Source organism: Marivita sp., from assembly GCF_020055635.1.
Lineage (GTDB): Bacteria > Pseudomonadota > Alphaproteobacteria > Rhodobacterales > Rhodobacteraceae > Marivita.
Window position 1 is genome coordinate 54831 of record NZ_JAIPUT010000003.1, and the last position, 22406, is coordinate 77236.

19 protein-coding genes are annotated in these 22406 nt (G+C 64.7%); 12 read left to right on the forward strand and 7 right to left on the reverse strand.

Features of this window, described 5'->3' with window-relative positions; translation table 11 throughout:
• Position 1 precedes the first annotated feature (1 nt).
• The 4 genes from rnr to LCF60_RS02575 all read left to right on the forward strand — a co-directional run bounded on the left by rnr (position 2) and on the right by LCF60_RS02575 (position 5419).
• Complete coding sequence (gene rnr, locus LCF60_RS02560; RefSeq protein ID WP_292289452.1) at positions 2-2290, forward strand: ribonuclease R; 2289 nt, start codon at positions 2-4, stop codon at positions 2288-2290.
• Positions 2291-2410: 120 nt separating this feature from the next.
• Positions 2411-3754, forward strand: a complete 1344-nt coding sequence (locus LCF60_RS02565; protein ID WP_292289453.1) for a lytic murein transglycosylase — start codon at positions 2411-2413, stop codon at positions 3752-3754.
• A 51-nt stretch (positions 3755-3805) separates the two neighbouring features.
• Positions 3806-4582, forward strand: a complete 777-nt coding sequence (locus LCF60_RS02570) for an NAD(P)H-dependent oxidoreductase (protein ID WP_292289454.1) — start codon at positions 3806-3808, stop codon at positions 4580-4582.
• A 60-nt stretch (positions 4583-4642) separates the two neighbouring features.
• Positions 4643-5419, forward strand: a complete 777-nt coding sequence (locus LCF60_RS02575) for a transglutaminase family protein (RefSeq protein WP_292289455.1) — start codon at positions 4643-4645, stop codon at positions 5417-5419.
• A gap of 15 nt (positions 5420-5434) precedes the next feature.
• Here LCF60_RS02575 and LCF60_RS02580 read toward each other — a convergent pair whose 3' ends face one another.
• From LCF60_RS02580 to LCF60_RS02605, 6 genes are all read right to left on the reverse strand, one after another.
• Entirely contained in the window at positions 5435-5914 is a 480-nt protein-coding gene (locus LCF60_RS02580; protein ID WP_292289456.1) for a hypothetical protein, read from the reverse strand.
• Positions 5914-6396, reverse strand: a complete 483-nt coding sequence (locus LCF60_RS02585) for an RNA pyrophosphohydrolase (protein ID WP_292289457.1) — start codon at positions 6394-6396, stop codon at positions 5914-5916. The genes LCF60_RS02580 and LCF60_RS02585 overlap by 1 nt, the downstream gene beginning before the upstream one ends.
• 55 nt (positions 6397-6451) lie before the next feature.
• Positions 6452-7792, reverse strand: coding sequence for a S41 family peptidase (locus LCF60_RS02590; protein WP_292289458.1), 1341 nt, complete (start codon positions 7790-7792; stop codon positions 6452-6454).
• Positions 7789-8919, reverse strand: a complete 1131-nt coding sequence (locus LCF60_RS02595) for a peptidase M23 (RefSeq protein WP_292289459.1) — start codon at positions 8917-8919, stop codon at positions 7789-7791. The genes LCF60_RS02590 and LCF60_RS02595 overlap by 4 nt, the downstream gene beginning before the upstream one ends.
• Positions 8916-10433 (reverse strand): 2,3-bisphosphoglycerate-independent phosphoglycerate mutase, encoded by a 1518-nt coding sequence (gene gpmI, locus LCF60_RS02600; RefSeq protein WP_292289460.1) that lies wholly within the window; start codon positions 10431-10433, stop codon positions 8916-8918. Before gpmI ends, LCF60_RS02595 begins: the two co-directional genes overlap by 4 nt.
• Before the next feature lie 170 nt (positions 10434-10603).
• On the reverse strand, positions 10604-11209 hold the full coding sequence (locus LCF60_RS02605; protein WP_292289461.1) for a CDP-alcohol phosphatidyltransferase family protein: 606 nt from the start codon (positions 11207-11209) through the stop codon (positions 10604-10606).
• A gap of 165 nt (positions 11210-11374) precedes the next feature.
• Between LCF60_RS02605 and LCF60_RS02610 the strand changes: the two genes are divergently transcribed.
• The 3 genes from LCF60_RS02610 to LCF60_RS02620 all read left to right on the forward strand — a co-directional run bounded on the left by LCF60_RS02610 (position 11375) and on the right by LCF60_RS02620 (position 14939).
• Positions 11375-12580, forward strand: a complete 1206-nt coding sequence (locus tag LCF60_RS02610; RefSeq protein ID WP_292289462.1) for an ABC transporter substrate-binding protein — start codon at positions 11375-11377, stop codon at positions 12578-12580.
• 84 nt (positions 12581-12664) lie between these two features.
• Positions 12665-14308 carry an ABC transporter permease subunit gene (locus LCF60_RS02615; protein ID WP_292289561.1) on the forward strand — a complete coding sequence of 548 codons (1644 nt, stop codon included), beginning with the start codon at positions 12665-12667 and terminating at the stop codon, positions 14306-14308.
• The gene (locus tag LCF60_RS02620; RefSeq protein WP_292289463.1) at positions 14301-14939 is read left to right on the forward strand and encodes an ATP-binding cassette domain-containing protein; all 639 of its coding nucleotides are present in this window, start codon (positions 14301-14303) and stop codon (positions 14937-14939) included. The genes LCF60_RS02615 and LCF60_RS02620 overlap by 8 nt, the downstream gene beginning before the upstream one ends.
• Positions 14940-14942: 3 nt before the next feature.
• Here the strand turns inward: LCF60_RS02620 and LCF60_RS02625 are convergent, their stop codons facing one another.
• Positions 14943-15728, reverse strand: coding sequence for a WecB/TagA/CpsF family glycosyltransferase (locus LCF60_RS02625; RefSeq protein WP_292289464.1), 786 nt, complete (start codon positions 15726-15728; stop codon positions 14943-14945).
• A 277-nt stretch (positions 15729-16005) separates the two neighbouring features.
• On the opposite strand from LCF60_RS02625, the gene LCF60_RS02630 reads away from it, so the two are divergent.
• The 5 genes from LCF60_RS02630 to LCF60_RS02650 are packed head-to-tail and all read left to right on the forward strand — an operon-like array spanning position 16006 to position 22393.
• Positions 16006-17130, forward strand: a complete 1125-nt coding sequence (locus LCF60_RS02630; RefSeq protein ID WP_292289465.1) for a Gfo/Idh/MocA family oxidoreductase — start codon at positions 16006-16008, stop codon at positions 17128-17130.
• Positions 17118-18053 carry an NAD(P)-dependent oxidoreductase gene (locus LCF60_RS02635; protein ID WP_292289466.1) on the forward strand — a complete coding sequence of 312 codons (936 nt, stop codon included), beginning with the start codon at positions 17118-17120 and terminating at the stop codon, positions 18051-18053. Before LCF60_RS02630 ends, LCF60_RS02635 begins: the two co-directional genes overlap by 13 nt.
• Positions 18050-19303: a glycosyltransferase family 4 protein gene (locus LCF60_RS02640; protein WP_292289467.1), complete on the forward strand. Its 1254-nt coding sequence runs from the start codon at positions 18050-18052 to the stop codon at positions 19301-19303. Before LCF60_RS02635 ends, LCF60_RS02640 begins: the two co-directional genes overlap by 4 nt.
• Positions 19303-20271, forward strand: a complete 969-nt coding sequence (locus tag LCF60_RS02645) for a glycosyltransferase family A protein (RefSeq protein WP_292289468.1) — start codon at positions 19303-19305, stop codon at positions 20269-20271. The genes LCF60_RS02640 and LCF60_RS02645 overlap by 1 nt, the downstream gene beginning before the upstream one ends.
• A 13-nt stretch (positions 20272-20284) precedes the next feature.
• Positions 20285-22393 carry an NAD-dependent epimerase/dehydratase family protein gene (locus LCF60_RS02650; RefSeq protein ID WP_292289469.1) on the forward strand — a complete coding sequence of 703 codons (2109 nt, stop codon included), beginning with the start codon at positions 20285-20287 and terminating at the stop codon, positions 22391-22393.
• Positions 22394-22406 lie beyond the last annotated feature (13 nt).

A 22406-nucleotide genomic window follows, 5' to 3' on the forward strand; every position in this document is an offset into this window, starting at 1 on the left:
CATGAGCAAATTGCCGACCAAGGTGGACATCCTCGACTGGATCGCCGCCAACCCGACCCTCACCGCGAAACGCGACATCGCCAAGGCGTTTGGCATCAAGGGTGCTGCGCGGATCGACCTGAAACGCCTGCTCAAGGAGCTGGAAGCCGAAGGTCATCTTGAAAAGCGCAAGAAGACCTATCGCGACCCGGATCGCCTGCCCCCTGTCAGCGTGTTGCAGGTCAAGGCACCGACGCCCGATGGCGACCTCTTTGCCCGCGCGCTGGAATGGCATGGCGAAGGGGTCGAGCCGATCATCCTCGTGATCCCCCGCGCCTCGGACCCGGCGCTGGGCGAAGGCGACCGGATCCTTGCGCGGCTTCAGGTGGTCCACGAAGAGGATCACAATTACGAGGCCCGCCTGATCCGTCGCATCGGATCGAACCCACGCAAGGTGGTGGGCATCTTTGCCAAGACCTCGGAAGGCGGGCGGATCAAGCCGATCGACAAGGGATCGGACAAGGAATGGACGGTGGCACCCGACGCAACAGGCGGCGCCAGGGATGGTGAACTGGTCGAGGCGGAACAGGCCGGACCGGCAGGCCGCATGGGCCTGCCGCGCGCGCGCATCGTGGAACGGCTGGGCGACCCGAGCGCGCCGCGTGCGGTGTCGCTGATCGCGATTCACCAGCACGGCATTCCCGACAGCTTTCCGGACGACGTGATCGCCGAGGCGGACGCGATGAAACCCGCGGGCCTCACGGGCCGGACCGACATGCGGGACATGCCGCTGATCACCATCGACCCGGTGGATGCGCGTGACCGCGACGATGCCTGCCTTGCATATCCCGACGATGACCCCAGGAACGCGGGCGGACACGTGATCTGGGTCGCCATCGCCGACGTGTCGCATTACGTGACGCCGGGTTCGGCACTTGACCAGGAGGCCCGCAAGCGCGGCAATTCCAGCTATTTTCCCGACCGCGTGGTGCCGATGCTGCCAGACCGGCTGTCGGGCGATCTGTGTTCGCTGCACGAAGGGGTGCCGCGCGCTTGCATGGCCGTGCGCATGGTGGTCGACGCGCATGGCGAAAAGATCAGCCACAGCTTTCAGCGGGGTCTGATGCGATCGGTGGCATCGCTCGATTACCGCACCGTGCAAGACGCGATGGACGGCACTCCGAACGACAAGGCGGCGCCCTTGATGGACGACGTGATACGCCCGCTTTACGCCGCCTACCGGGCCCTGGCCGAAGCGCGCAACCGGCGTCAGCCGCTCAACCTCGACCTGCCTGAGCGCAAGATCGTCCTGGCCGATGACGGCACCGTGCAATCGGTCAACTTTGCCGACCGGCTGGATGCGCACAAGCTGATCGAGGAATTCATGGTGCTGGCCAATGTCTGCGCCGCCGAAACCCTGATCGCCAAGCGCACGCCGCTTCTGTTCCGGGTGCACGAGGAACCGCCGCCCGAAAAGCTCGAATCCCTGCGCGAAACCGCCGAAGCCGCCGGGCTGACGCTGGCCAAGGGGCAGGTTCTCAAGACCGCACAGCTCAACCGCCTGCTGAACGATGCCGCCGGGTCGGACGAGGCGGAACTGATCAATCTCGCCACGCTGCGGTCGATGACCCAGGCGTATTACAACCCCGAGAACTTTGGCCATTTCGGCCTCGCGCTCAAGAATTACGCGCATTTCACCTCGCCGATCCGGCGCTATTCCGACCTGATCGTGCACCGCGCGCTGATCACCGCGCATGGCTGGGGCAAGGACGGATTGTCGCCCGAGGACATCGAGCGTCTGGAGGCGACCGCCCAGCATATCAGCGACACCGAACGCCGGTCGATGATGGCCGAACGCGACACGACCGACCGCTATCTGGCGGCCTTCCTGTCGGACCGCATCGGGGCCGAATTCGGCGGGCGCATCAGCGGCATTGCCCGCTTTGGAGTGTTCGTGAAGCTGGACGAGACCGGAGCGGATGGGCTGATCCCGATCCGGTCGCTGGGCAACGAGTATTTCCACTTCGACGCCGATGCCGCCACGCTGATGGGGTCGGACACCGGCACGCTGATCAGCCTTGGCCAACGGGTCACGGTCAAGCTGGTCGAGGCGGCACCGGTCACTGGCGGGATCGCTCTTGAACTGCTGACGCTGGAAAACGAGGAACTGCCCGGCGGGTCCGGCAAGGGACGCATGGGGCGTGGCAACCGACCCAAGGGCAAGGGTGGGCCGAGACGCAAGGTCGCCAAGGCGAAGAAGAAAGACGCCAAGACCAAGCGCAAGGTCACGCGGCAGCGGCGGAACGGTTGAAGAACCGAAGGCCGGCGGCAAGTCATCGCTTGGTGTCGTTTGACTGCTTCGCAAATGGCGGCATTCGGGGTAGCATTCCGCAAAGTCCGGCAAACGGACACGAGCAGCGGGAACATCGGTATGTATATTCGGATCATCGCTTCGGGATTGGCTCTTGCCGGGACACTGGCCAGCGCCGGTCCCGTGGAACACTCTCTCAGGCCCATGACACGGGGCCAGGATGCCCCGGCGGTCAGCCGCAGCGCGGTGTCTCTGGTCTCGGTCGTCGCGCCACGAAATTCGCTGCGCCCCGAAACCCGACCGGCGGCGGCGGCAGAACCCGTGACATTTGTCTCGGCGGCAACGCAGGCGGGGTTTGAAAGCTGGGTCACGGGGTTCCGCGACCGGGCCTTGCGCGCCGGGATCGCGCCAGAGGTGTTCGACCGGGCCTTTGCCGGGGCGCGATATGATGCCGATGTGATCCGTCGCGACCGCAACCAGTCGGAATTCACCAAGACGATCTGGGATTACCTTGACAGTGCGGCTTCGGATGCGCGGGTCAGCAACGGCAAGGCGGCGCTGCGCCAGCACGCGGCCCTGCTCGACCGGATCGAGGCGCGCTACGGCGTGGACAAGGACGTGGTTGTCGCGATCTGGGGCCTGGAATCGGCCTACGGCACCTTCCGCGGCACCAACCCGGTGATCGGGTCTTTGGCGACGCTGGCCTTTGACGGGCGGCGCGGCGCCTTTTTCGAGGCGCAGTTGGTCGACGCCCTGCGGATCCTGCAAAGCGGCGATGTCGCGCCTGCCGATTTCACCGGAAGCTGGGCCGGCGCGATGGGACACACCCAGTTCATCCCGTCCTCCTACCAATCGCTTGCGGTGGATTTCGACGGCGATGGCAAGCGCGATATCTGGTCGGACAACCCGGCCGATGCGCTGGCCTCGACCGCGAATTACCTGGCGAAGAATGGCTGGATCAAGGGCGCGCCCTGGGGGATCGAAGTGCAGCTGCCCGAGGGGTTCGACTACACGCAGGCAAACCGAAAGATCAGGAAGATGCCGTCGGACTGGGCAGGGATTGGTGTGCTGGGTCTCGATGGCGCGGCGGTGCGTGATCACGGGTCGGCCTCGGTCCTGCTTCCCGCCGGAGCACAGGGAGCCGCGTTCCTGATCTTCAAGAATTTCGACGTGATCGAAACCTACAACACCGCCGACGCCTACGTGATCGGGGTGGGTCATCTCAGCGACCGGATCAGCGGCGGCGCACCGATCCAGTCGGCCTGGCCCCGCGAAGACCGCGCGCTGAGCTTTGACGAACGCAAGGAGATGCAGCGCCTGCTGACGGCCAAGGGGTTCGACACCCAGAAGATCGACGGCAAGGTCGGGCCGCTGACCATCAACGCGGTGCGGTTGTTCCAGACCTCGATCGGGGACATTCCGGACGGGTATGCCTCTTTGAACATCCTGAAGAAACTGCGCTAAGCTGGCAGGGGGCGCGGACCAGAGCCGCCCCTGCAACTGGCGGAGTTCACCATGCCGACAACCCTCATCGTGCTGGCGCATCCCGAGCGGCGGTCCTTCAACGGCGCGTGGTCGGACGCGACCGAAGCCGCAGCCTTGGCGCAGGGCGATACCGTGCTGCGGTCGGACCTGTGCCAGATGGGGTTCGACGCGGCCGAACGCGCCGGGCATTACCCGGACTGGCCCGAAGACACGCCGTTCGACCCTCTCAAGGCACAGGAGCAGGCCGCAGAGGCCGGGACGACCCCGAACGAGGTACAACGCGAGATCGACAAGATACGCCAGGCGGACCGGATCGTGCTGCATTTCCCGATGTGGTGGTTCGCGCCGCCTGCGATCCTGAAAGGCTGGTTCGACCGGGCCTTTCAGCATGGCGCGCTGCATGACACGAGCCACCGGTTCGATTCAGGGTTGTTCCGGGGCAAGACCGTCCTGTGTTGCGTCACCACCGGGTCGGACGCCAACGAAAGCGCCCATGACGGCAAGGAAGGCGATATCAGACTGCTGCTGTGGCCCACCGCCTACACGCTGCGCTACCTCGGGTTCGACGTGCTCGAGCCGGTGATCGCGCATGGCGTGCACGGCTATCACAAGGGCGCCGCGAAAGAGCGCCTGACAGAACGGCTGCGCAAGGTGCTTGACGACCAAGCACGCGTGATGGCGGATTTCGACACCCGCCCCCGGTGGCCGTTCAACGCCGACAGCGATTTCGACGAAACCGGGCGGTTGCGGCCGGACCGGCCAAGTCACGGCCCGTTCATCCGGCACAATCCGGATTTCGACGGTTAGGCCGATTGCACCGGGCACCGGCGCAGCCTACATGCCACGGATCGGCATAGGAGGCCCATCGTGATCCTGAACATCGACGTGCACCTGCAATACCAGCTGTCCGCCCCGACCGATCTTCTCTTGCAGATCGAAGCGGCGGACCTTGCCGATCAGACCCTGCTGGAGGCGAATATCGACTTCTCGGAGGTTTCCCATGTCGCCCGCGTCGCCGCCGACGAAGGGCTGGGCGAACGCATATGGCTGCGGGCGGACGGGCTGTTCCGCTGTGACTATACCGCGCGGGTCGCGCTTGACCGTCCGGTGCCGGACCTGACCGCGCTGGACGCCGTGCCGCCGCATTTGCTGCCGGGCGATACGGTGCGCTATCTGATGCCATCGCGCTATTGCCCCTCGGACGAATTCCAGACCTTTGCGGCGGCCGAGTTCGGGCACCTGGAAGGCGGGGCAAAGGTCGTCGCGATGCGGGACTGGATCAGCAACGCCTTCAGCTATGTGCCGGGCGTGAGCAATGCGCAGACCACCGCGCTCGACAGTTTCGTGCAGCGGCAGGGCATCTGCCGGGATTATGCCCATGTCATGGTGACGCTGGCCCGTGCCGCGACCCTGCCCGCGCGGTTCGCAAGCGTTTACGCCCCCGGCGTGACCCCGCCGGATTTCCACGCCGTTGCAGAGGTGTTTCTTGACGGAACATGGCACCTGGTCGATCCGACAGGGATGGCCCCGACGGACACGATCGCGCGCATCGGTGTCGGCGCAGATGCGGCGGATGTCGCATTTCTGAACGTGTTCGGGCAGGCCGACTTCGTGGCGCAGAACGTGGCGATCCGGGTCGACTGACCCTCACGCGTCAGCTCAGTCTCTGGTGCAGGTCTCGCCACGGATGCAGGCGAGAACGGTTTCTTCAAGCTCCTGCGTCGGGTCGGCATAGGTCATGCCGGGGCACGGGGCGATCTGCATCACCCAGTGCTGATCCTCCTGTTTGAGAAACGCCAGGTGTTCGCCTTTGACGGTGCCCCCGCACCACGGTCCGACGCAGGACACGCGCAGGATCACGTCCCGCTCGAAGGGCTTGGCAAAGCCGTCGCGGGTCAGCGAATGTCCGGCAAGCCACCCGGCAATGTCACGGCTGTCGTGCCGGGAGGTCTGGCTTTGGCCCACCCGATCCGGCAACGCGGTTTCATCCAGAAAGAGGTCGCCCTTGACGATGATGTAGCGGTCATCGGACTGGGCAGCGCTTGCATAGTCACGGGCGATGTCGGGCGCCATGCAGCTGAGCGCCAGGGCCGGTTGCGCCAGCGCGACGGCCACGGCCAGGGCCACCGCAAGCCGCATCACAGATGGTCCCGGAAAGCCGCCAGAACGCGGTCGTAGACATGGCGTTTGAACGGCACGATGTTGTTGATGATCTGGTCCGGCTGCATCCATTTCCAGCGGCTGAATTCCTGATGCTCGGTCGCGATGTTCACCTGGTCGTCGGTGCCCTTGAACCGCATCAGGAACCATTTCTGTTCCTGTCCCCGGTAGCGGCCTTTCCAGAGCTTTCCGACAAGGTCGGGCGGCAGGTCGTAGGGAATCCAGTCCTTGGTTTCCGCCTCGATCCGCACGAGGTTCGACGTGACGCCGGTTTCCTCCCACAATTCGCGCAACGCGGCATCGCGGGGGTTTTCGCCTTTGTCGACGCCCCCCTGGGGCATCTGCCAGGCCGGGCCGGGGTTGTCGATGCGCTGCCCGACAAAGACGTTGTTCTCACGGTTCAGCAGCATGACCCCGACGCAGGGACGGTATGGCAGGCGGGCGATCTCTTCGGGAGTCATTCGGGGGCCTTTGCGAAATCGCGGCGCGGGACAAACCCCGCGCCACGTGGTGGTCCTAGTCTCTCGACGGCTGAAGCGCGGTCAGGCCCTTGAGGATGTCGATGGCATAGGCCAGCTGGTAATCCTCTTCGCGCAGCGCGGCAGCGGCTTCGGCCTTGGCGCGGTCGTCTTCGATCTGCTGGACCTCGTCCTCGCTCAGGCTGTCATTGTTGAGGCTACCGCGCAGGTCGGCTTCGGAGCGATTGAAGACGTTCGATTCCTCTTCCTCATCTTCCGTGGCCTCGGGGCGGCGGGGCTGCGCGACAACGATATCGGGAGACACGCCCAGCGCCTGGATCGACCGTCCCGACGGCGTGTAATACCGCGCGGTGGTCAGACGCATCGCGCCGTCGCCGCGCAGCGGCATGACCGTCTGGACCGACCCCTTGCCGAATGACTTGGTGCCGACGACGATGGCGCGGCGATGATCCTGCAACGCACCGGCGACGATCTCGGAGGCCGAGGCAGAACCGCCATTGATCAGAACGACGATCGGCTTGCCATCGGCAAGGTCGCCCGGCGTGGCATTGTAGCGGTCGCCATCCTCGGGCTGACGGCCACGGGTGCTGACGATCTCTCCCTCTTCGAGGAATGCGTCGCTGACGCGGATCGCCTGGTTGAGCAGACCGCCCGGGTTGTTGCGCAGGTCAAGCACGATGCCTTCGACATTTTCCATGCCGCCTGCCGCCTCGACCTGTTCTGCAAGACCTTCTTCGAGGTTGGCAAAGGTCTGGTCGTTGAACGTGGTCACCCGAAGGACAACCGTGTCGCCCTGAAGCCGGGTGCGCACGGCGGTCAGGGTGATCGTGTCCCGGATGATCGACACGTCGAACGGTTCGGCCTCGCCTTCGCGTACCACGGTGATGATGATCTCGGACCCGACCGGGCCGCGCATCAGGTCGACCGCATCGTCAAGGGTCAGACCCAGAACGGATTCGCCATCGACATGGGTGATGAAGTCGCCAGCCTCGATGCCTGCGGAATCGGCCGGCGTGCCGTCGATCGGCGAGACAACCTTGACGAACCCCTCTTCCTGCGTGACCTCGATCCCCAGGCCGCCGAACTCTCCGCGCGTCTGCACGCGCATGTCGGCGGCATCGTCGGGCGACAGATAGCTGGAATGCGGGTCGAGCGAGGTCAGCATGCCGTCGATGGCCGCCTCGATCAGGTCGCCTTCGTCAACCTCTTCGACATATTGCGCGCGGATGCGTTCGAAGATGTCGCCGAACAGATCGAGCTGTTCGTAGACATTCGTCGTGCGGGCGCTTTCCTGCGCGACCAGCGGGCCGACGAACTGGGTCGTGGCCACGATGCCGGCAAGTGTGCCACCGATGGCCGCCATGACGAGTTTTTTCATTCGGTTGTTCCCTTATCCTCTGTGAACCACCCAAGGGGGTTCTCTGGCATGTCGCCAAATCTGACTTCTATATAGAGCGTTTCGGACAGCGCTTCGCCAGCCCTTTCACCGGAAGGTGATTGAATATCGTCGGGTACACCTTTGGGTCCACCCATCAAACCGACAGGGCTGCCTTCGGGCAGGACCTGGCCGGTTTCTCCGAATACCGTGTCGAGACCCGCAAAGACAAAGAGAATATCCGGTTCGGGTTCAAGGATGCTGACCAGCCCGTAATCCAGAAGCGGCCCCCTGTAGCGGATCGTCGCGGCGGTGGGTGTCGTGACAAGCGCACGCGGGCGCGTGGCGATCAGGACACCGGGCCGGGTGATCCCCGCCGCGTCGGTCTCACCCGCGCGGCGCAGGATTTCACCCGCCACGGGCAGGGGCAGCGCGCCTTTGCGGTTCCGCGCCGAGGGCAGATCGAGATCGGCCTCGTCTTCGGAAATCTGGCTCAGACCGGCGGCAAACCCATCGAGCGTTTCCGTCGCACCGATCAGGATCGCGGTCCGGACCGGGTCTTCGGTGAACTTGAGCGGCAGATCGGTGCGGTCGGCCATCGCCTGGCTCAGGGCAGTACGGGCGGTCTGGATATCGGCCAGCCCGGCCTGCAGCGTGTTGGCGGCGTCCTGCTGCAACTGGCGCAGCGCCGTGGCCTCCTCGACATCGGCGCGCAGCCCTGCCGCCGCGTCGGACAGGGCAGGTGTCACCGAGGCCATCAAGAGACCGGCCCGCGCCGCGCCGATGGGGCCATCGGGATGCACGAAGCTTTGCGGCCCGGCCGTTCCACCCAGCGCCGACAGCGCCGCCAGCAGCCGCGTCACCTCGCCATCGCGGGCATCAAGGGTGCGGCGCAGTTCGGTTTCGCGAATGGACGCCGCCCGCAACCCGTCGCGCATCGCCGCCAGCCCGGTTTCGAACGCCTTGACCGCTTCGGTCAGGGCACGCACCCGGTCGCGCGCCGACTCCGCCGCGTCGAGCTTGACCGTGGCCTCTTCCAGCTGCGCCATCGCAGCGCGCGCCGCCTCGGCAGGCGTCTGGGCCGCCAGCGGAGCGCCGATCGACAAAAGAAGAAACGCCACAAGCCTCATGTGCGGATCAGGCTCTGCCCGGTCATCTCGTCCGGCTGGGGCAGCCCCATCAGAGCGAGCAGCGTCGGCGCGAGATCGGCCAGACGGCCATCGGCAAGCGTGGCGCCCTCGGGTCCACCGAACAGCACCACGGGAACGAGATTGGTCGTGTGCGCCGTGTGCGGCCCGCCGGTGTCGGGATCGACCATGGTTTCGCAATTGCCGTGATCGGCCGTCACGATCATCGCGCCTCCGGCCTTTCCGACGGCGGCCAGAACCTTGCCCAAGCCGGCATCCACCGCCTCGCAGGCCTTGATAGCCGCGTCCAGATCTCCGGTATGTCCGACCATGTCGGGATTGGCGTAATTGGTGACGATCAGGTCATAGCCCGCCTCGACCGCAGCGACGAATTTCCCTGTCACTTCATCCGCCGACATCTCGGGCTGCATGTCGTATGTCGCCACGTTCGGGCTCTTGGGCATGAAGCGGTCCTCGCCCTCTTCGGGGGTTTCCTGCCCGCCATTGAGAAAGAAGGTCACGTGCGGATACTTCTCGGTCTCGGCCAAACGGTACTGGGTGCGCCCATGTCTGGCGACCCATTCCCCGAGCGTGTTGCGGATTTCCTGCTTGGGATAGGCCGTGGTCATGTAGGCACTGTGCGACCTGGAATAGTCCACCATGCCCAGAAGTCCGGACAGCTCCGGCTTGTCCCGGACGAACCCATGAAAATCGGGATCGCCGATCGCCGCAAGGATTTCGCGCGCCCGGTCGGCGCGGAAATTGAGGCAAAAGACCCCGTCGCCCCTGTTCAGACCGCTGTAATCGCCGATGACGCAGGGTTCGATGAATTCGTCGTTCTGGTTTTTGGCATAAGCGTCTTCGACCGCGTGCAGCGCGCTATCGGCTGGGGTGCCCTGCGCGAGCGTCATCGCGTTGTAGGCGCGTTCCACCCGGTCCCAGCGGGTATCGCGGTCCATCGCGAAATAGCGCCCGATGACGGTGCCGATGGTTGCATTATCCGGCAGGCTGTCGCTCAGATCGGCGATGAACCCCTTGGCCGAGGTCGGCGCCACGTCGCGCCCGTCGGTGATCGCGTGCAGCACCACGTCCACGCCCTGGTCGGTGAGCATCTTCACCGCCGCCTTGATGTGGCTGATATGCCCGTGCACCCCACCATCGGAGACAAGGCCCATGAGATGCGCCCGACCTCCGGCGTCCTTGACCGTCCTGGCAAAGTCGTGGATCGCGGTGTTCTCGAAGAAGCTGCCATCCTCGATCGCGAGATCGATCTGGCCCAGGTCCATCGCAACCACGCGCCCCGCGCCGATATTGGTGTGTCCGACCTCGGAATTGCCCATTTGCCCGCGCGGCAGCCCCACATCGGGCCCGTGCGTGATCAGCGTCGCATGGGGACAACTCGCCATCAGGCGATCCATGGTTGGCGTCTGCGCCAGTTTGGGCGCATTCGCGGTCGGATCGTCGCGCAATCCCCAGCCGTCGAGGATGGTCAGAACGACAGGTTTCGGGGTGGTCATGGGGTGTCCTCTGCTCGGCCCGGTCTTGGGTGTCGTGTAGCAGAGGTGGTGCAAGATGTGGAGGGGGCGCGTTTGACCTTTGATCGACCCGCCTGCGCGGTCCGACCCGTTGGGGGGCCAGCCCCCCAAACCCCCCGGCATATTTGGAAAGAGAAGAAGACGGGAAAGCGTCAGCCCAGCATTCGCCAGCCTGCCAGCCACCGCGTCAGGGTCGTGATCCCGCAAAGCGCGGCGAAGGTGAACGCCAGCCATGGAAAGGCTGCGGGGAAAAGGCACATGGCGACGAAAAGCGCGATGGTCTCGGTGCCTTCGGTCAGACCGCCCAGGTAGTAGATGCCCTTGGTCGGGTAGGCGTCAGACAGGATCCCGCGCTTTTCGGCGATGATCGAGAAGGCGAGAAAGCTCGATCCGGTGCCGACGAAGCTGCAGATCAGCACAGCCGCCGGCAGCGCGTTCGTGGCGGGGTCGAGCAGTGCAAAGCCCAGTGGGAACAGGCCGTAGAACATGAAGTCGAGCGCGATATCGAGAAACGCTCCGCGATCCGTGGGCTGCGTCAGGCGGGCCACGGCGCCATCGAGACCATCCGCCAGCCGGTTCAGCGCCAGACAGACCAGCGCGGTCCAGAAAAGGCCCATCCACAGGGCCAGCACGCCCAGCACTCCGATCAAAAATCCCAAGACCGTGATCTGATCGGCGCCGACCCCGCACGCGACCAGACTGCGCGCGGGACGATCCAGGGCGCGTCGGACAAGCGGCAGGAGGGTGGCGTCGATCATCACTCGGCCTTGGTGAGCAGGGTCGGCCTTGGCCATAGCGGGCCAAACCGCGCGGGTACACTGAAATCTTGAACACCTGTTTGTCATTTGACCGGGAGCGGGTAACGCTGCTTTCAACGGAAAAAATCCGAGGCGTCCGGCCTCCAAAATTCGGGACATCGATTCATGCGCAGATTTCTTGCCGCCACGCTTGCCACCTTCACCGCTGTTGCAGCCGCTGCCGAGCCCGACCCCTCGAACTGGGAGGCGGTCACCGAAGAGGCCCGCGGCCAGACGGTTTACTGGAACGCCTGGGGTGGGTCTGACACGATCAACACGTTCATTGGCTGGATCGGAGACCGGGTCGGCGAAGAGTACGGCGTGACGCTTGAGCATGTGAAGCTGTCGGACACCGCCGAGGCGGTCAGCCGTGTTCTGGCGGAAAAGACCGCAGGCAAGGACGCAGGCGGCGCGGTCGACATGATCTGGATCAACGGCGAGAACTTCGCCGCGATGAAGCGGCAGGACCTGCTGTTCGGTCCCTGGGTCGAGGAAATGCCCAGTTGGGCCAATGTGGATGTTGAGGGCAAACCTGCCGTGATCTCTGATTTCACCGTGCCCACGGATGGGCTCGAGGCCCCGTGGGGCATGGCGCAGGTGGTGTTCTACTATGACACCGCGCGACTTGACACGCCGCCGACCACGATGGAGGCGCTGGCGGACTATGCCGCCGCCAACCCGGGGCGGTTCACCTATCCGCAGCCGCCGAATTTCCTTGGCTCGACCTTTCTCAAGCAGGCGCTGATCGAATTCGTGCCGGATGTGTCGGTGCTGCAAGCGCCGGTTGACGAGGCGGATTACGAGGCGGCGACTGCCGAATTCTGGGCCTTCCTTGACGGTCTTTCGCCGACCCTCTGGCGGTCGGGCCGCGCCTATCCGCAGAACGAATCCCGCCAGATCCAGTTGATGGCCGATGGCGAGATCGACCTTGCCATCAGCTTCAACCCGAACGAGGCCAGCAACGCGATCGCCAACGGGCAGTTGCAGAACAGCGTGCGCAGCTTCGTGATGGATGCCGGGTCCATCGGCAATGCCAGCTTTGTCGCCATCCCCTATAATGCCAACGCCAAGGCGGGGGCGATGGTGGTTGCGAACTTCATGATGTCGCCCGAGGCGCAGGCGATGATGCAGGACCCCGAGGTTTGGGGTCTGAGCACCGTTCTGGACCTTGCCAAGCTGTCAGAGGACGACCGCGCGCGGTTCGACGCGCTGGAACTGGGCATCGCCACCCTGCCGCCCGAAGAGCTTGGCGCGACCCTGTCCGAGCCGCATCCAAGCTGGATGGTCAGACTCGAGGAAGACTGGACCGATCGGTACGGCGTCGCGCAATAGGCGCGACAGGTGCCGTCACGCTGCGAGACAACGACGGCGCGGTCCCGGTTCCTGCCCTGGGCGCCGCTTCTCACGCTCGGGATCATGGTGGGTCCTGTGGTGGCCGGTGTCCTGGGCACATTGGTGCCGGCTTTCGGGTATCTGCCGGCCTTGGGCAGCGACTCGTTCGGGTTGAATGCCTTTGTCTTGCTGTTCGACTGGCCCGGGGTCACCCGCGCCAGCGTTCTGAGCGTTACCACGGGAGTCGCGGCCACCGCTCTGTCCCTGCTGCTGGTGACCCTCATCTGCGCGGCGTGGAGCGGATCGCGGGCCTTTCGCATCATCGAACGCATGCTCTCGCCGCTCCTGTCGGTGCCCCATGCTGCCGCGGCCTTTGGTCTGGCCTTCCTGATCGCACCGTCAGGATGGATCGCACGGGCCACATCGCCTTGGCTGACCGGATGGGACAGACCGCCTGACCTGCTGATCCTGCAAGACCCGCTGGGCCTGTCCCTGATCGCGGGACTGGTGGTCAAGGAAGTGCCGTTCCTGCTCTTGATGACGCTTGCGGCACTGACCCAGATCCGCACGACGCAAACCCGCGATACCGCACTGGCCTTGGGATACCCGCCCGTCACAGCGTGGTTCAAAACCGTCTTTCCGCGTGTCTATGCGCAGATCAGGCTGCCGGTCTACGCGGTGCTCGCCTTCTCCATGACGGTCGTGGACGTGTCCCTGATCCTTGGGCCGACAACGCCTTCGACACTATCGGTGCAGATCCTCAAATGGATGAACGACCCGGACCTGAGCCTGCGCTTCCTCGGCTCGGCTGCGGCTGTCTGGCAACTGGCGCTGGTCATCGGCACGTTGATCCTGTGGCGACTGGCCGAGGTCGCGATCGCCCGTCTGGGGCGCCTCTGGGTCACCTCGGGCACCCGCGGCGGCGCGACGCGCAGCATCAAGGCGCTGTCCCTGACCGCCGCGATCCTCAGCGCCAGCGCCATTGTCTTTGGCATCCTTGGCCTGTTGGTCTGGTCCTTTGCCGGGTTCTGGAGCTTTCCCGACCTGCTGCCCGGCGGTTTCACAACACGTACATGGATGCGCCACGCCATGAACCTTTGGCCCGTCATCACCGAAACCCTGATCATCGCGTCGGTCTCGACGCTGATCGCGCTCCTGCTGACACTCGCCTGCCTCGAGGCCGAGGAACGTCACGGCCTGAAGCCCAGTTCGCGGGCGCTCTGGCTGCTTTATGTGCCGCTGATCGTTCCGCAGATCGCCTTTCTGACCGGATTGCAGACGCTGGCCATCTTCACCGGGATCGATGGCAACCGGACGGCCGTGATCGCGGTGCATGTCATCTTCGTGCTGCCTTATGTTTTCCTGTCGCTGGCCGACCCGTTTCGCGCCTGGGATTCGCGCTACGGCCATGTCGCGAGGGCGCTGGGGGCGGGCTGCGACGGGGTTCTCTGGCGGGTGCGGCTGCCGATGCTGCTTCGCCCGATCCTGACCGCCGCCGCGGTGGGTTTTGCGGTTTCGATCGGGCAATTCCTGCCAACGCTCCTGGCCGGGGCGGGGCGGGTGCAGACGCTGACCACCGAAGCGGTTGCGCTGGCCTCGGGGGGTGACCGGCGGGTGATTGCGGTCTATGCGCTCAGCCAGACCGCCGCGGCCTTTCTTCCGTTTGCGGTGGCGGTGTTCGTACCCGACATCGTCTGGCGCAATCGCAGGGGGTTGCGACATGCCTGATCCCGGACTGACCCTTGACGGCGTGGTGATCCGCCGCGACGGGCGCACGCTTGTCGACATCTCGGACCATGTCGCACCGGGCGAAGTCCTGACCGTCATGGGGCCAAGCGGGTCCGGCAAGTCCACGCTGCTGTCCTACATCATCGGCACGCTCGATCCCGGCTTCGAGGTGACCGGTCGCGTCATTCTCAACAGCACGGACATCACCGACCTGGCCCCCGAGGCGCGGCAGGTCGGTATCCTGTTCCAGGATGAATTGCTGTTTCCACACCTGTCGGTGGGCGAAAACCTTGCCTTCGGGCTTCGGGCAAGGGTCAAGGGCCGCGCCGAACGGATGCGCCGGATCGAAGCGGCGCTGGACGAGATCGGGCTGGGCGGTTTTTTTCACCGCGATCCGGAAACCCTGTCGGGGGGTCAGAAGGCACGGGTGGCGCTGATGCGGATGCTCTTGTCCGGGCCGAAGATGCTTTTGCTCGACGAGCCGTTCTCCCGGCTCGATACCGAACGTCGCGACAAGATCCGCGCGCTAGTGTTCGAGCAGGCGCGCGCCAAGGGATTGCCGGTCCTGCTGGTGACACACGACCATGCCGATGCCGATGCCGCCGGAGGCCGTGTGCACCGGCTGGAATGACGATCAGTCGCGTTCCGGAGCGGGGCGTCCGGCCTTGAACCCGGACCTCAGTTGCCAGGCGTGGGCAATTTCTTCGGGCAGGATCCGAAAGCACCGGGCGTAGCGCGGGATCAGTCGCGCGGGTTGCGACAGGGCACGCCAGAGCCATTCCATCGCGATGGCCCGCACCCATTTAGGCGCGCGCGCTTGCGAGCCCGCGAAAAAGTCGAGCCCTGCGCCGATGGAGACAAAGCCAACGGACGGCAGCGTCCGCCGACCATAGGCCGCGAACAGTTCCTGTTTCGGCGCACCCAGCGCAAGAAACGCGATATCGGCCCCCGCCGCGTCAAGCGCGTTCAGCACCTCGTCGGCAGAGTGACCCGAGGGATCGAACCCCATGGGCGGCGCGACGGTGGCGACGATGCGGGTTCCCGGCACCTCGCCTTCCAGAAAAGACTTGGCGGCGGCAAGCGTATCGTCCGTGCTGCCCACCAGCGCGATGGTCTTGCCCTGCGCGGCGGCCATACGGGTGAGGGGCAGGATCGCGTCCGAACCGGGGATCAGTTCGACGTTGCGCCGCGCCAGCTTAGACATCCAGACGATCGGGTTCCCATCCGCCACGATCAGGTCCTGCACCGCGTAGGCGTCTCGGAAGCGGGCATCTTCGCGCAGCTTGACCAGGTGATCGAGATTGATCGTCGCCAGCGAAAACCCTTCGCCCGCGCGCAGCCTCGCCGAGATCTGCCGTTCCAACGCCACCCAGTCCGGCACGTTGACCGTCAGGTCATACGCCTCACCCCAAAAGCGCATCAGCACCTCCTGCTCTGCCTGGTGGGATCTGTCTAGTGGTGTCATTGGGCCAAAACGGGGCGGAAGCGCTGCAAAATCAAGACATCTTACAAAGAATACGCTGCGATGCCGCGAGAAAATCCAGATTTGTCGAATTATGACCACTATTGAATGATTTAACGCGCCAAAACCTGTGCAGGACCAAGAGCAGACCCGTGACGCAGCCACAGCCTCGTTTCTTCCGCGGCCCCTTCTGCGGGCCCTTCTGCGGGCTTGCCTCCTTGGGGGCAGCTTGCTGATGGGGGTCGTGTCGATCATCGGCTGCGGCTTCGTTGCCGACCTTTACATGCGGTCGCTTCAGGCGATGGACGGGATCACTGTCGCAGGGGTGCATGACCACAATCCCGCTCGGCTCAGGCAGTTCTGCGATTTCTGGGAAGTGCCCGCCGTCGACACGCTGGAGCAATTGCTCGACCGGCATCCGCGCGACGGTGTGGTACTGAACCTGACCAATCCGTCGGCACATTTCGAGGTGAATTCGGCCTGTCTCGATGCCGGGTGCCACACCTATTCGGAAAAACCCCTGGCGATGACGCTGCAGGACGCCAAGAGCCTGCACGACAAGGCGAACGCGGCAGGTCTGATGCTGGCCTCCGCCCCATGCAGCGTTCTGGGCGAAGCTGCTCAGACCCTCGGCCATGCCCTGCGCACCGGTATCGCGGGCACGCCGCGCGCGATCTATGCCGAACTCGATGACGGGTTCGTTCCGCAGGCCGCCTACAAGAAATGGATCTCGGAGTCCGGCGCACCCTGGCCATTCGAGGACGAGTTCCGCGTCGGGTGCACCTTGGAGCATGCGGGCTACTATCTTGGCTGGCTGATCTCGTGGTTCGGATCGGTGCGCACCGTGGTCGCGGCATCGGCACAGACCATTCCGGACAAGGAAGGCACGGGGCCATTTGCGCCCGACCTGTCTGTGGCGACGCTGTTTTTCGAGAACGGTCCGATGACCCGCCTGACCTGCTCCATCGTCGCGCCGCATGATCACCAGATCCGCATCATCGGCGATGATGGCGTGCTGGCCTGCAAGGCAGCCTGGGACAATTCGGCCAAGGTGACCTTTGCCAAGCGCTTGACGATCCGCCGCCGGTTGATGGAATCGCCGTTCCCGAAGGCGCTCAAGCTGTCCCAGCCGACCCATCCCAAGGTCAAACGCTGGGGCGCCGCCGCGATGAATTTCATGCTGGGACCGGCCGAGATGCTGGAGGCGATCCGCGCGGGCCGCCCGTCGCGCCTGTCGAACGATTTCGCCTTGCATATGACCGAGGTCACACTGGCGATGCAGAACGCCGGCGAGACATCCGGCGCCCAGACGATGACCACAGGCTGCGACCCGATGGAGCCGATGCCATGGGCGATGTGAGGCGGGTCCTGATCACCGGGGCGTCCGGGTTCATCGGGGACGCCACCGTCAAAGCGGCCCTGGACGCGGGGCTGGAGGTTGTGGCAGCCCAACGCGCGCCCGGCGCGGACCGTACGGGGGTGTCGTACGTTTCGGTCGATCTGACCGTACAGGAGGCGGTGCCGGCGCTGGTTGATGCGCTGGCGGGGTGCGATGCCGTCATCCATCTTGCCGCCGCCATGTCCGGCGATCCTGACGCGCACAAGCGGCTGACCCTCGCCGGTACCGAGCGGGTGATCGCGGCCATGCACCAAGCCGGTGTCGGTCACCTGACGCTGGCCAGTTCCATTGCCGTATACGACACGAGCCAGGTGCCGGTCGGCGGAGTTCTGACCGACGCCTGCCCATTGGAAAGTCCGGGCATGTCGCGCGACGCCTATTCCGACGCGAAGGTTCGGCAGGAACGGCTTGCCCGTCAGGCCCGTCTTGACAGCGTGGCAATCCTGCGACCGGGCATCGTGTACGATTCAAGCCGGCTGTGGAACGCGCATCTCGGGATCGGCCTTGGTCCGGTCCTGTTTCGGATCGGCGACGATGACCCGCTTCCGATGTGTCATGTCGACCGCTGTGCAGCCGCGCTGGTTCAGGCCACGCTGGGTCGGGTCGATGGCGGTTTTGCCGTGCTGGACAAGACCCTGCCAACCCGAGGCGCGGTCATTGCCGCCTTGCGCCGATCCGGCTGGCCGAAAGTCGTTGTGCCTTTCCCGGTGCAGGTCTTGAACGCCCTCGCGCGCATCTGTCGCCCGATATCCTCAAGGCTGCCCGGTCTCTTGCGGGAATCGGTGCTTCGCCAGCGGGCCATGCCGATGCTCTATGACCTTGATCCGGCTCCCGGCTCCGACGATTGGCCGGACCCTGCGCCGCCTTGGGGAGATGCCGCATGAGCCTGCCCAGGATCGCCTATCTGACCGGGGAATACCCGCGCGCGAGCGACACCTTCATTCAACGGGAGGTCGCCAACCTTCGCAGTCTTGGCCACGAGGTCCTGACCTGTTCCATCCGCACCACGGGGGCCGAGCACCTGGTCGGACCCGAGCAGCGCGAGGAACATGCGCGCACCTTCAAGGTGCTGGATGCGATGCGCAACCCGGCGACGGTGCTCAGAGCGCATTGGCGGTGGATGAAGACGCCGGGGCGTTACCTGTCGGCCTTGTCCCTGGCGTGGCAGAGCGCGCCGAAAGGCATCAAGGGCAGGCTCTACAACCTGATCTATTTCATCGAGGCGGGCGTGCTTGCCGCCAAGCTGACAGACGAAAGCGTGACCCATCTGCACAACCACATCGCCAAGGCCTCTTGCACTGTGGCGATGCTGGCGGGCGCGCTTTCTGGGCTTCGTTGGAGCTTTACGATCCACGGGCCGGACATCTTTTTCGAACCGCACCATTGGCGGATCGACGAAAAGGCGGCGCGGGCCGCGTTTGTCGCCTGCATCAGCCATTTCTGCCGCTCGCAGCTCATGTGTTTTGCGGATTCGGACCACTGGCACAAGCTGCACATCGTGCATTGCGGCGTGGACCCGTTACGATACGCGCCCGGACCGGAACATGCGGGCCTGCGGGCCTTGTTTGTCGGGCGCTTGGCCGCCGTGAAGGGTGTGCCGATCCTGATCGAGGCCATGGCGCAGCTGGCACGGACCTACCCTGACCTGACGCTTCGGCTGGTGGGCGACGGTCCCGACCGAAAGACGCTCGAGGCCGAGGTGTCGCGGCGCGGATTGCAGGACCGGGTGGTGTTCCTTGGATACAGGTCGCAGGCCGAAGTGGCCGCGGAACTGGCCCAGACGGATGTGTTTGTCCTGCCCAGCTTTGCCGAGGGTGTCCCTGTCGTCCTTATGGAAGCGATGGCGGCGCAGGTGCCCGTGTTGACCACGCGCATTGCCGGTGTGCCGGAACTTGTCGAGGATGGCGTGACCGGGCGGCTTGTCCCGCCGGGTGATATGGCGGCTTTTGCGCAGGCACTGGACGCGATGTTGTCTGATTCTGCCCTGCGCGCGCGCTATGGTGCAGCAGGGCGTGAAAAAGTCATGGCGGAATATGATGCCGCGCAGGAAGCGCGATGGCTGTCGCACCTGATCCTTGCCCATGCCGGCAACAAGGCGGATCCCGGGCTGCGCCCAGTTGAAGGACCTAAGTGATGAGTGTTGATGTTGTTCTGATCGGTCGTAACGAGGGAGAGCGGCTCGTGAAATCCCTCGGCTCGGTTCTGCCTCAGGCGCGGAGGGTGATCTATGTCGACAGCGGATCGACCGATGACAGCGTCGCCACGGCGCGCAGGATGGGCGCAGAGGTCGTGGATCTCGATATGTCTCTGCCGTTCACGGCGGCCCGGGCGCGCAATGCCGGGTTCGGCGCGGTGATGGCGCATGATGCGTCGCCGGAGGCCGTGCAGTTCCTGGATGGCGATTGCACCATGGCGGCGGACTGGTTGGAGCGAGGCTTTATCCGGTTGCGCGCCGAGGCGGATCTTGGCCTTGTGACCGGGCTGCAATCCGAGTTGCATCGTGACACGACGGTGTTCAACCAGCTTTCCGATTTCGAATGGAAGCGCCCCGAGGGCGAGATCCACGCGTGCGGCGGCAACATGATGGTGCGCGTTTCGGCGTTTCAAGAGGTCGGAGGGTTCGATCCCACCGTCATTGCTGCCGAAGATGACGAGTTCTGCACACGTCTGCGCAAGGCAGGATGGCGCCTGTTCCGGATCGGCGAGCCCATGTCGCAACATGATGGCGGCAGGCTTCGATTCTCGCAATGGTGGCGGCGGGCCGAGCGCACGGGCCACGGGTTTGCGCAGGTCGGACACATCCACCCGGATTATTTCGTGACCGAACGTCAGCGCGTCCTGTTCTACGGATTGCTGCTGCCGCTGCTTGCCGTTTTCGGTGCGCTTGCATCGCCGATCGTGCCGGTACTGATTCTCGGACTCTATGTGCTGTCCTATCTGAAAACGATGCGTGGCCTGCAATCCTCGGGGCTCCCCGGGCACGAAGCGCGCAGTCACGCGGTGTTCCTGACATTGTCGAAGTTTCCCAATGTCATTGGCATGATCCGCTATCACTGGCGGCGCCTGAGACACGCGCAGATGCGCATCATCGAATACAAGTAAGGGGTTGAGACGTATGGCGTCTTCGAAAATTCGCGTTGGCCTGATCGGGGCCGGGTATATCGCCAGCTGGCATGCAGACGCGCTGCGGGCCACCGACGGGGTCGAGATCACCGCCGTATGCGACCCGTCTGGGGCCGCTGCCAAGGCTTTGGCCGACGGGTTGGGCGCGCGGGTCTTTGCGGATGTCGCCGATCTGATCGAGGCGCGCGTCTGCGATGCGGTGCATATCCTGACGCCACCGCATTTGCATCACGGCTTGGCGATCGAGTGTCTGAAGGGCGGCTTGCACGTGCTTGTCGAGAAACCGGTTGCGACCACGGCTGCGGAAACCGCCGAGATCGAAGCGGTGGCGCAAGACCACGGCGTGCGGTTTCACGCGGGCCACAACTTCATGGGCCTGCCCTCGTATGATCGGCTGAAAGCCATGCTGGCCAAGGGCGAACTGGGCCGCGTGTCGGTGGCCGAAGTGCATTGGTGTCTGCCGCTGGCGCCGCTGCGGTCGGGGCCGTTCGGCATCTGGCTGCTGCGCGAACCGAAGAACCTGTTGCTCGAACTCGGGCCGCATCTGATGGGGTTCATCGTCGATCTGTTCGGGCTGCCGGATATCCAGTCGGTGCAACTGTCCAAACCCGTTGACCTTCCGGGCGACGACACCCGCCATCAAGCCTGGCGCATCATGGCGCAGGCTGGCGATGTGGATGTGATGCTGACCATCTCGATGGTCGAGACCATTGACGACCGGTCCCTGACGCTGCGCGGATCGTCCGGGCGGGCGCGGCTGGATTTCGCCGCCGACACGCTGGTGGTCGAACGGGAAAATGCCTCCGATCTGGTGCTGAACCCGCTGCGGCGGCAGTTGGACCTGAGTTGGCAGCACCTTCGCGAAGGGGTCGGCAACACGATCACGCAGGTCGCCTCGCTGAACCGCAAGTCGCCCTATGCGCTCAGCTTTCGAGGCATGGATGCGGCGATTTATGGCGCGCTTCGCAAGGACAGGGACCCGGATGCCCGGTTCTCGGGCGCAAGCGCGGTCAAGGTGATGACGGCGCTGGATCAGGCCTTGGCCATGATTCCCGAAGCGGATCTCAAGCCGGCGGAACCGAAAGCCAGGACACGTGATCCCAAGCCCACGGCGATGGTGATCGGTGGAACCGGTTTCATCGGCCGGTCGCTGACGCGCGCCCTGGTCGCCAAGGGGCAGGATGTCCGCGTCCTGAGCCGGGGCAGACACGGCCCCTTCCCTGACCTGCCCGACGAGGTGGAAACGGTTGGCGCATCACTTTACAACAAGGCCGCACTGGTCGAGGCGATGCAGGGAATCGACGTGGTCTACAACTTGGCCCGGTCACTGGAAGGCACCTGGGACGAGGCGCTGAAGCATGATGTCGGCGTGGCCGTGCGGATTGCCGAAGCCTGTCAGGAAGCCGGGGTCAAACGGCTGGTCTATACCGGGACAATCGCCAGCTATGACATGTCTTCGCCGCTCCAGAGGATCACCGAAGACGTGCCGTTCCCGGATGACATGAGCGACCGCAACATGTACGCGCGGTCCAAGGCGGAATGCGAAAAGCGGCTGATGGAGATGTATCGCCGCGACGGGTTGCCGTTGGTCATTGCACGCCCGGGGATCGTGGTGGGCCATGGCGGGCCTTTGCAGCATTGGGGCATCGGGCGCTGGCACGGCGCGGGCGCGGTGCGGATCTGGGGCAACGGGTTGAACATCCTGCCCTTTGTGCTGATAGACGATGTGGCGGACGGGCTGATCCTGATGGGCGAGCATCCGGACGCGGTGGGTCAAAGCTATAACCTGATCGGCGAACCGATGATGTCGGGCAAGGGCTATTTCGATGCAATCCACAAGGCGCTGGGTGCCAGAGTTCGGGTCAGCACCGGCAACCTGACCCTGTTCTGGGCGGCCGATGCCGTGAAGCATGTGCTCAAGGTCCATGCGCTGCGGCGACGCGGTTTGACGCGTCCGTCGCTGGCTGACTGGAAAAGCCGGGCACACCTGTCGCCCTTCGTGAATACGAAGCCGAAGCGGGAACTGGGCTGGGCCCCGGAGGCGGACAAGGCGAAATTCATCGACGCGGCAATCGGAAAAGCCAATCTGTTCGGGTTCTGATCGCCACGAATTG

Coding starts and splice junctions, on each gene's coding strand:
- rnr (WP_292289452.1), top strand. CDS start 2: ATGAGCAAATTGCCGACCAAGGTGGACATCCTCGACTGGATCGCCGCC.
- LCF60_RS02565 (WP_292289453.1), top strand. CDS start 2,411: ATGTATATTCGGATCATCGCTTCGGGATTGGCTCTTGCCGGGACACTG.
- LCF60_RS02570 (WP_292289454.1), top strand. CDS start 3,806: ATGCCGACAACCCTCATCGTGCTGGCGCATCCCGAGCGGCGGTCCTTC.
- LCF60_RS02580 (WP_292289456.1), bottom strand. CDS start 5,914: ATGCGGCTTGCGGTGGCCCTGGCCGTGGCCGTCGCGCTGGCGCAACCG.
- LCF60_RS02585 (WP_292289457.1), bottom strand. CDS start 6,396: ATGACTCCCGAAGAGATCGCCCGCCTGCCATACCGTCCCTGCGTCGGG.
- LCF60_RS02590 (WP_292289458.1), bottom strand. CDS start 7,792: ATGAAAAAACTCGTCATGGCGGCCATCGGTGGCACACTTGCCGGCATC.
- LCF60_RS02595 (WP_292289459.1), bottom strand. CDS start 8,919: ATGAGGCTTGTGGCGTTTCTTCTTTTGTCGATCGGCGCTCCGCTGGCG.
- gpmI (WP_292289460.1), bottom strand. CDS start 10,433: ATGACCACCCCGAAACCTGTCGTTCTGACCATCCTCGACGGCTGGGGA.
- LCF60_RS02605 (WP_292289461.1), bottom strand. CDS start 11,209: ATGATCGACGCCACCCTCCTGCCGCTTGTCCGACGCGCCCTGGATCGT.
- LCF60_RS02610 (WP_292289462.1), top strand. CDS start 11,375: ATGCGCAGATTTCTTGCCGCCACGCTTGCCACCTTCACCGCTGTTGCA.
- LCF60_RS02615 (WP_292289561.1), top strand. CDS start 12,665: ATGGTGGGTCCTGTGGTGGCCGGTGTCCTGGGCACATTGGTGCCGGCT.
- LCF60_RS02620 (WP_292289463.1), top strand. CDS start 14,301: ATGCCTGATCCCGGACTGACCCTTGACGGCGTGGTGATCCGCCGCGAC.
- LCF60_RS02625 (WP_292289464.1), bottom strand. CDS start 15,728: ATGCGCTTTTGGGGTGAGGCGTATGACCTGACGGTCAACGTGCCGGAC.
- LCF60_RS02630 (WP_292289465.1), top strand. CDS start 16,006: ATGGGGGTCGTGTCGATCATCGGCTGCGGCTTCGTTGCCGACCTTTAC.
- LCF60_RS02635 (WP_292289466.1), top strand. CDS start 17,118: ATGGGCGATGTGAGGCGGGTCCTGATCACCGGGGCGTCCGGGTTCATC.
- LCF60_RS02640 (WP_292289467.1), top strand. CDS start 18,050: ATGAGCCTGCCCAGGATCGCCTATCTGACCGGGGAATACCCGCGCGCG.
- LCF60_RS02645 (WP_292289468.1), top strand. CDS start 19,303: ATGAGTGTTGATGTTGTTCTGATCGGTCGTAACGAGGGAGAGCGGCTC.
- LCF60_RS02650 (WP_292289469.1), top strand. CDS start 20,285: ATGGCGTCTTCGAAAATTCGCGTTGGCCTGATCGGGGCCGGGTATATC.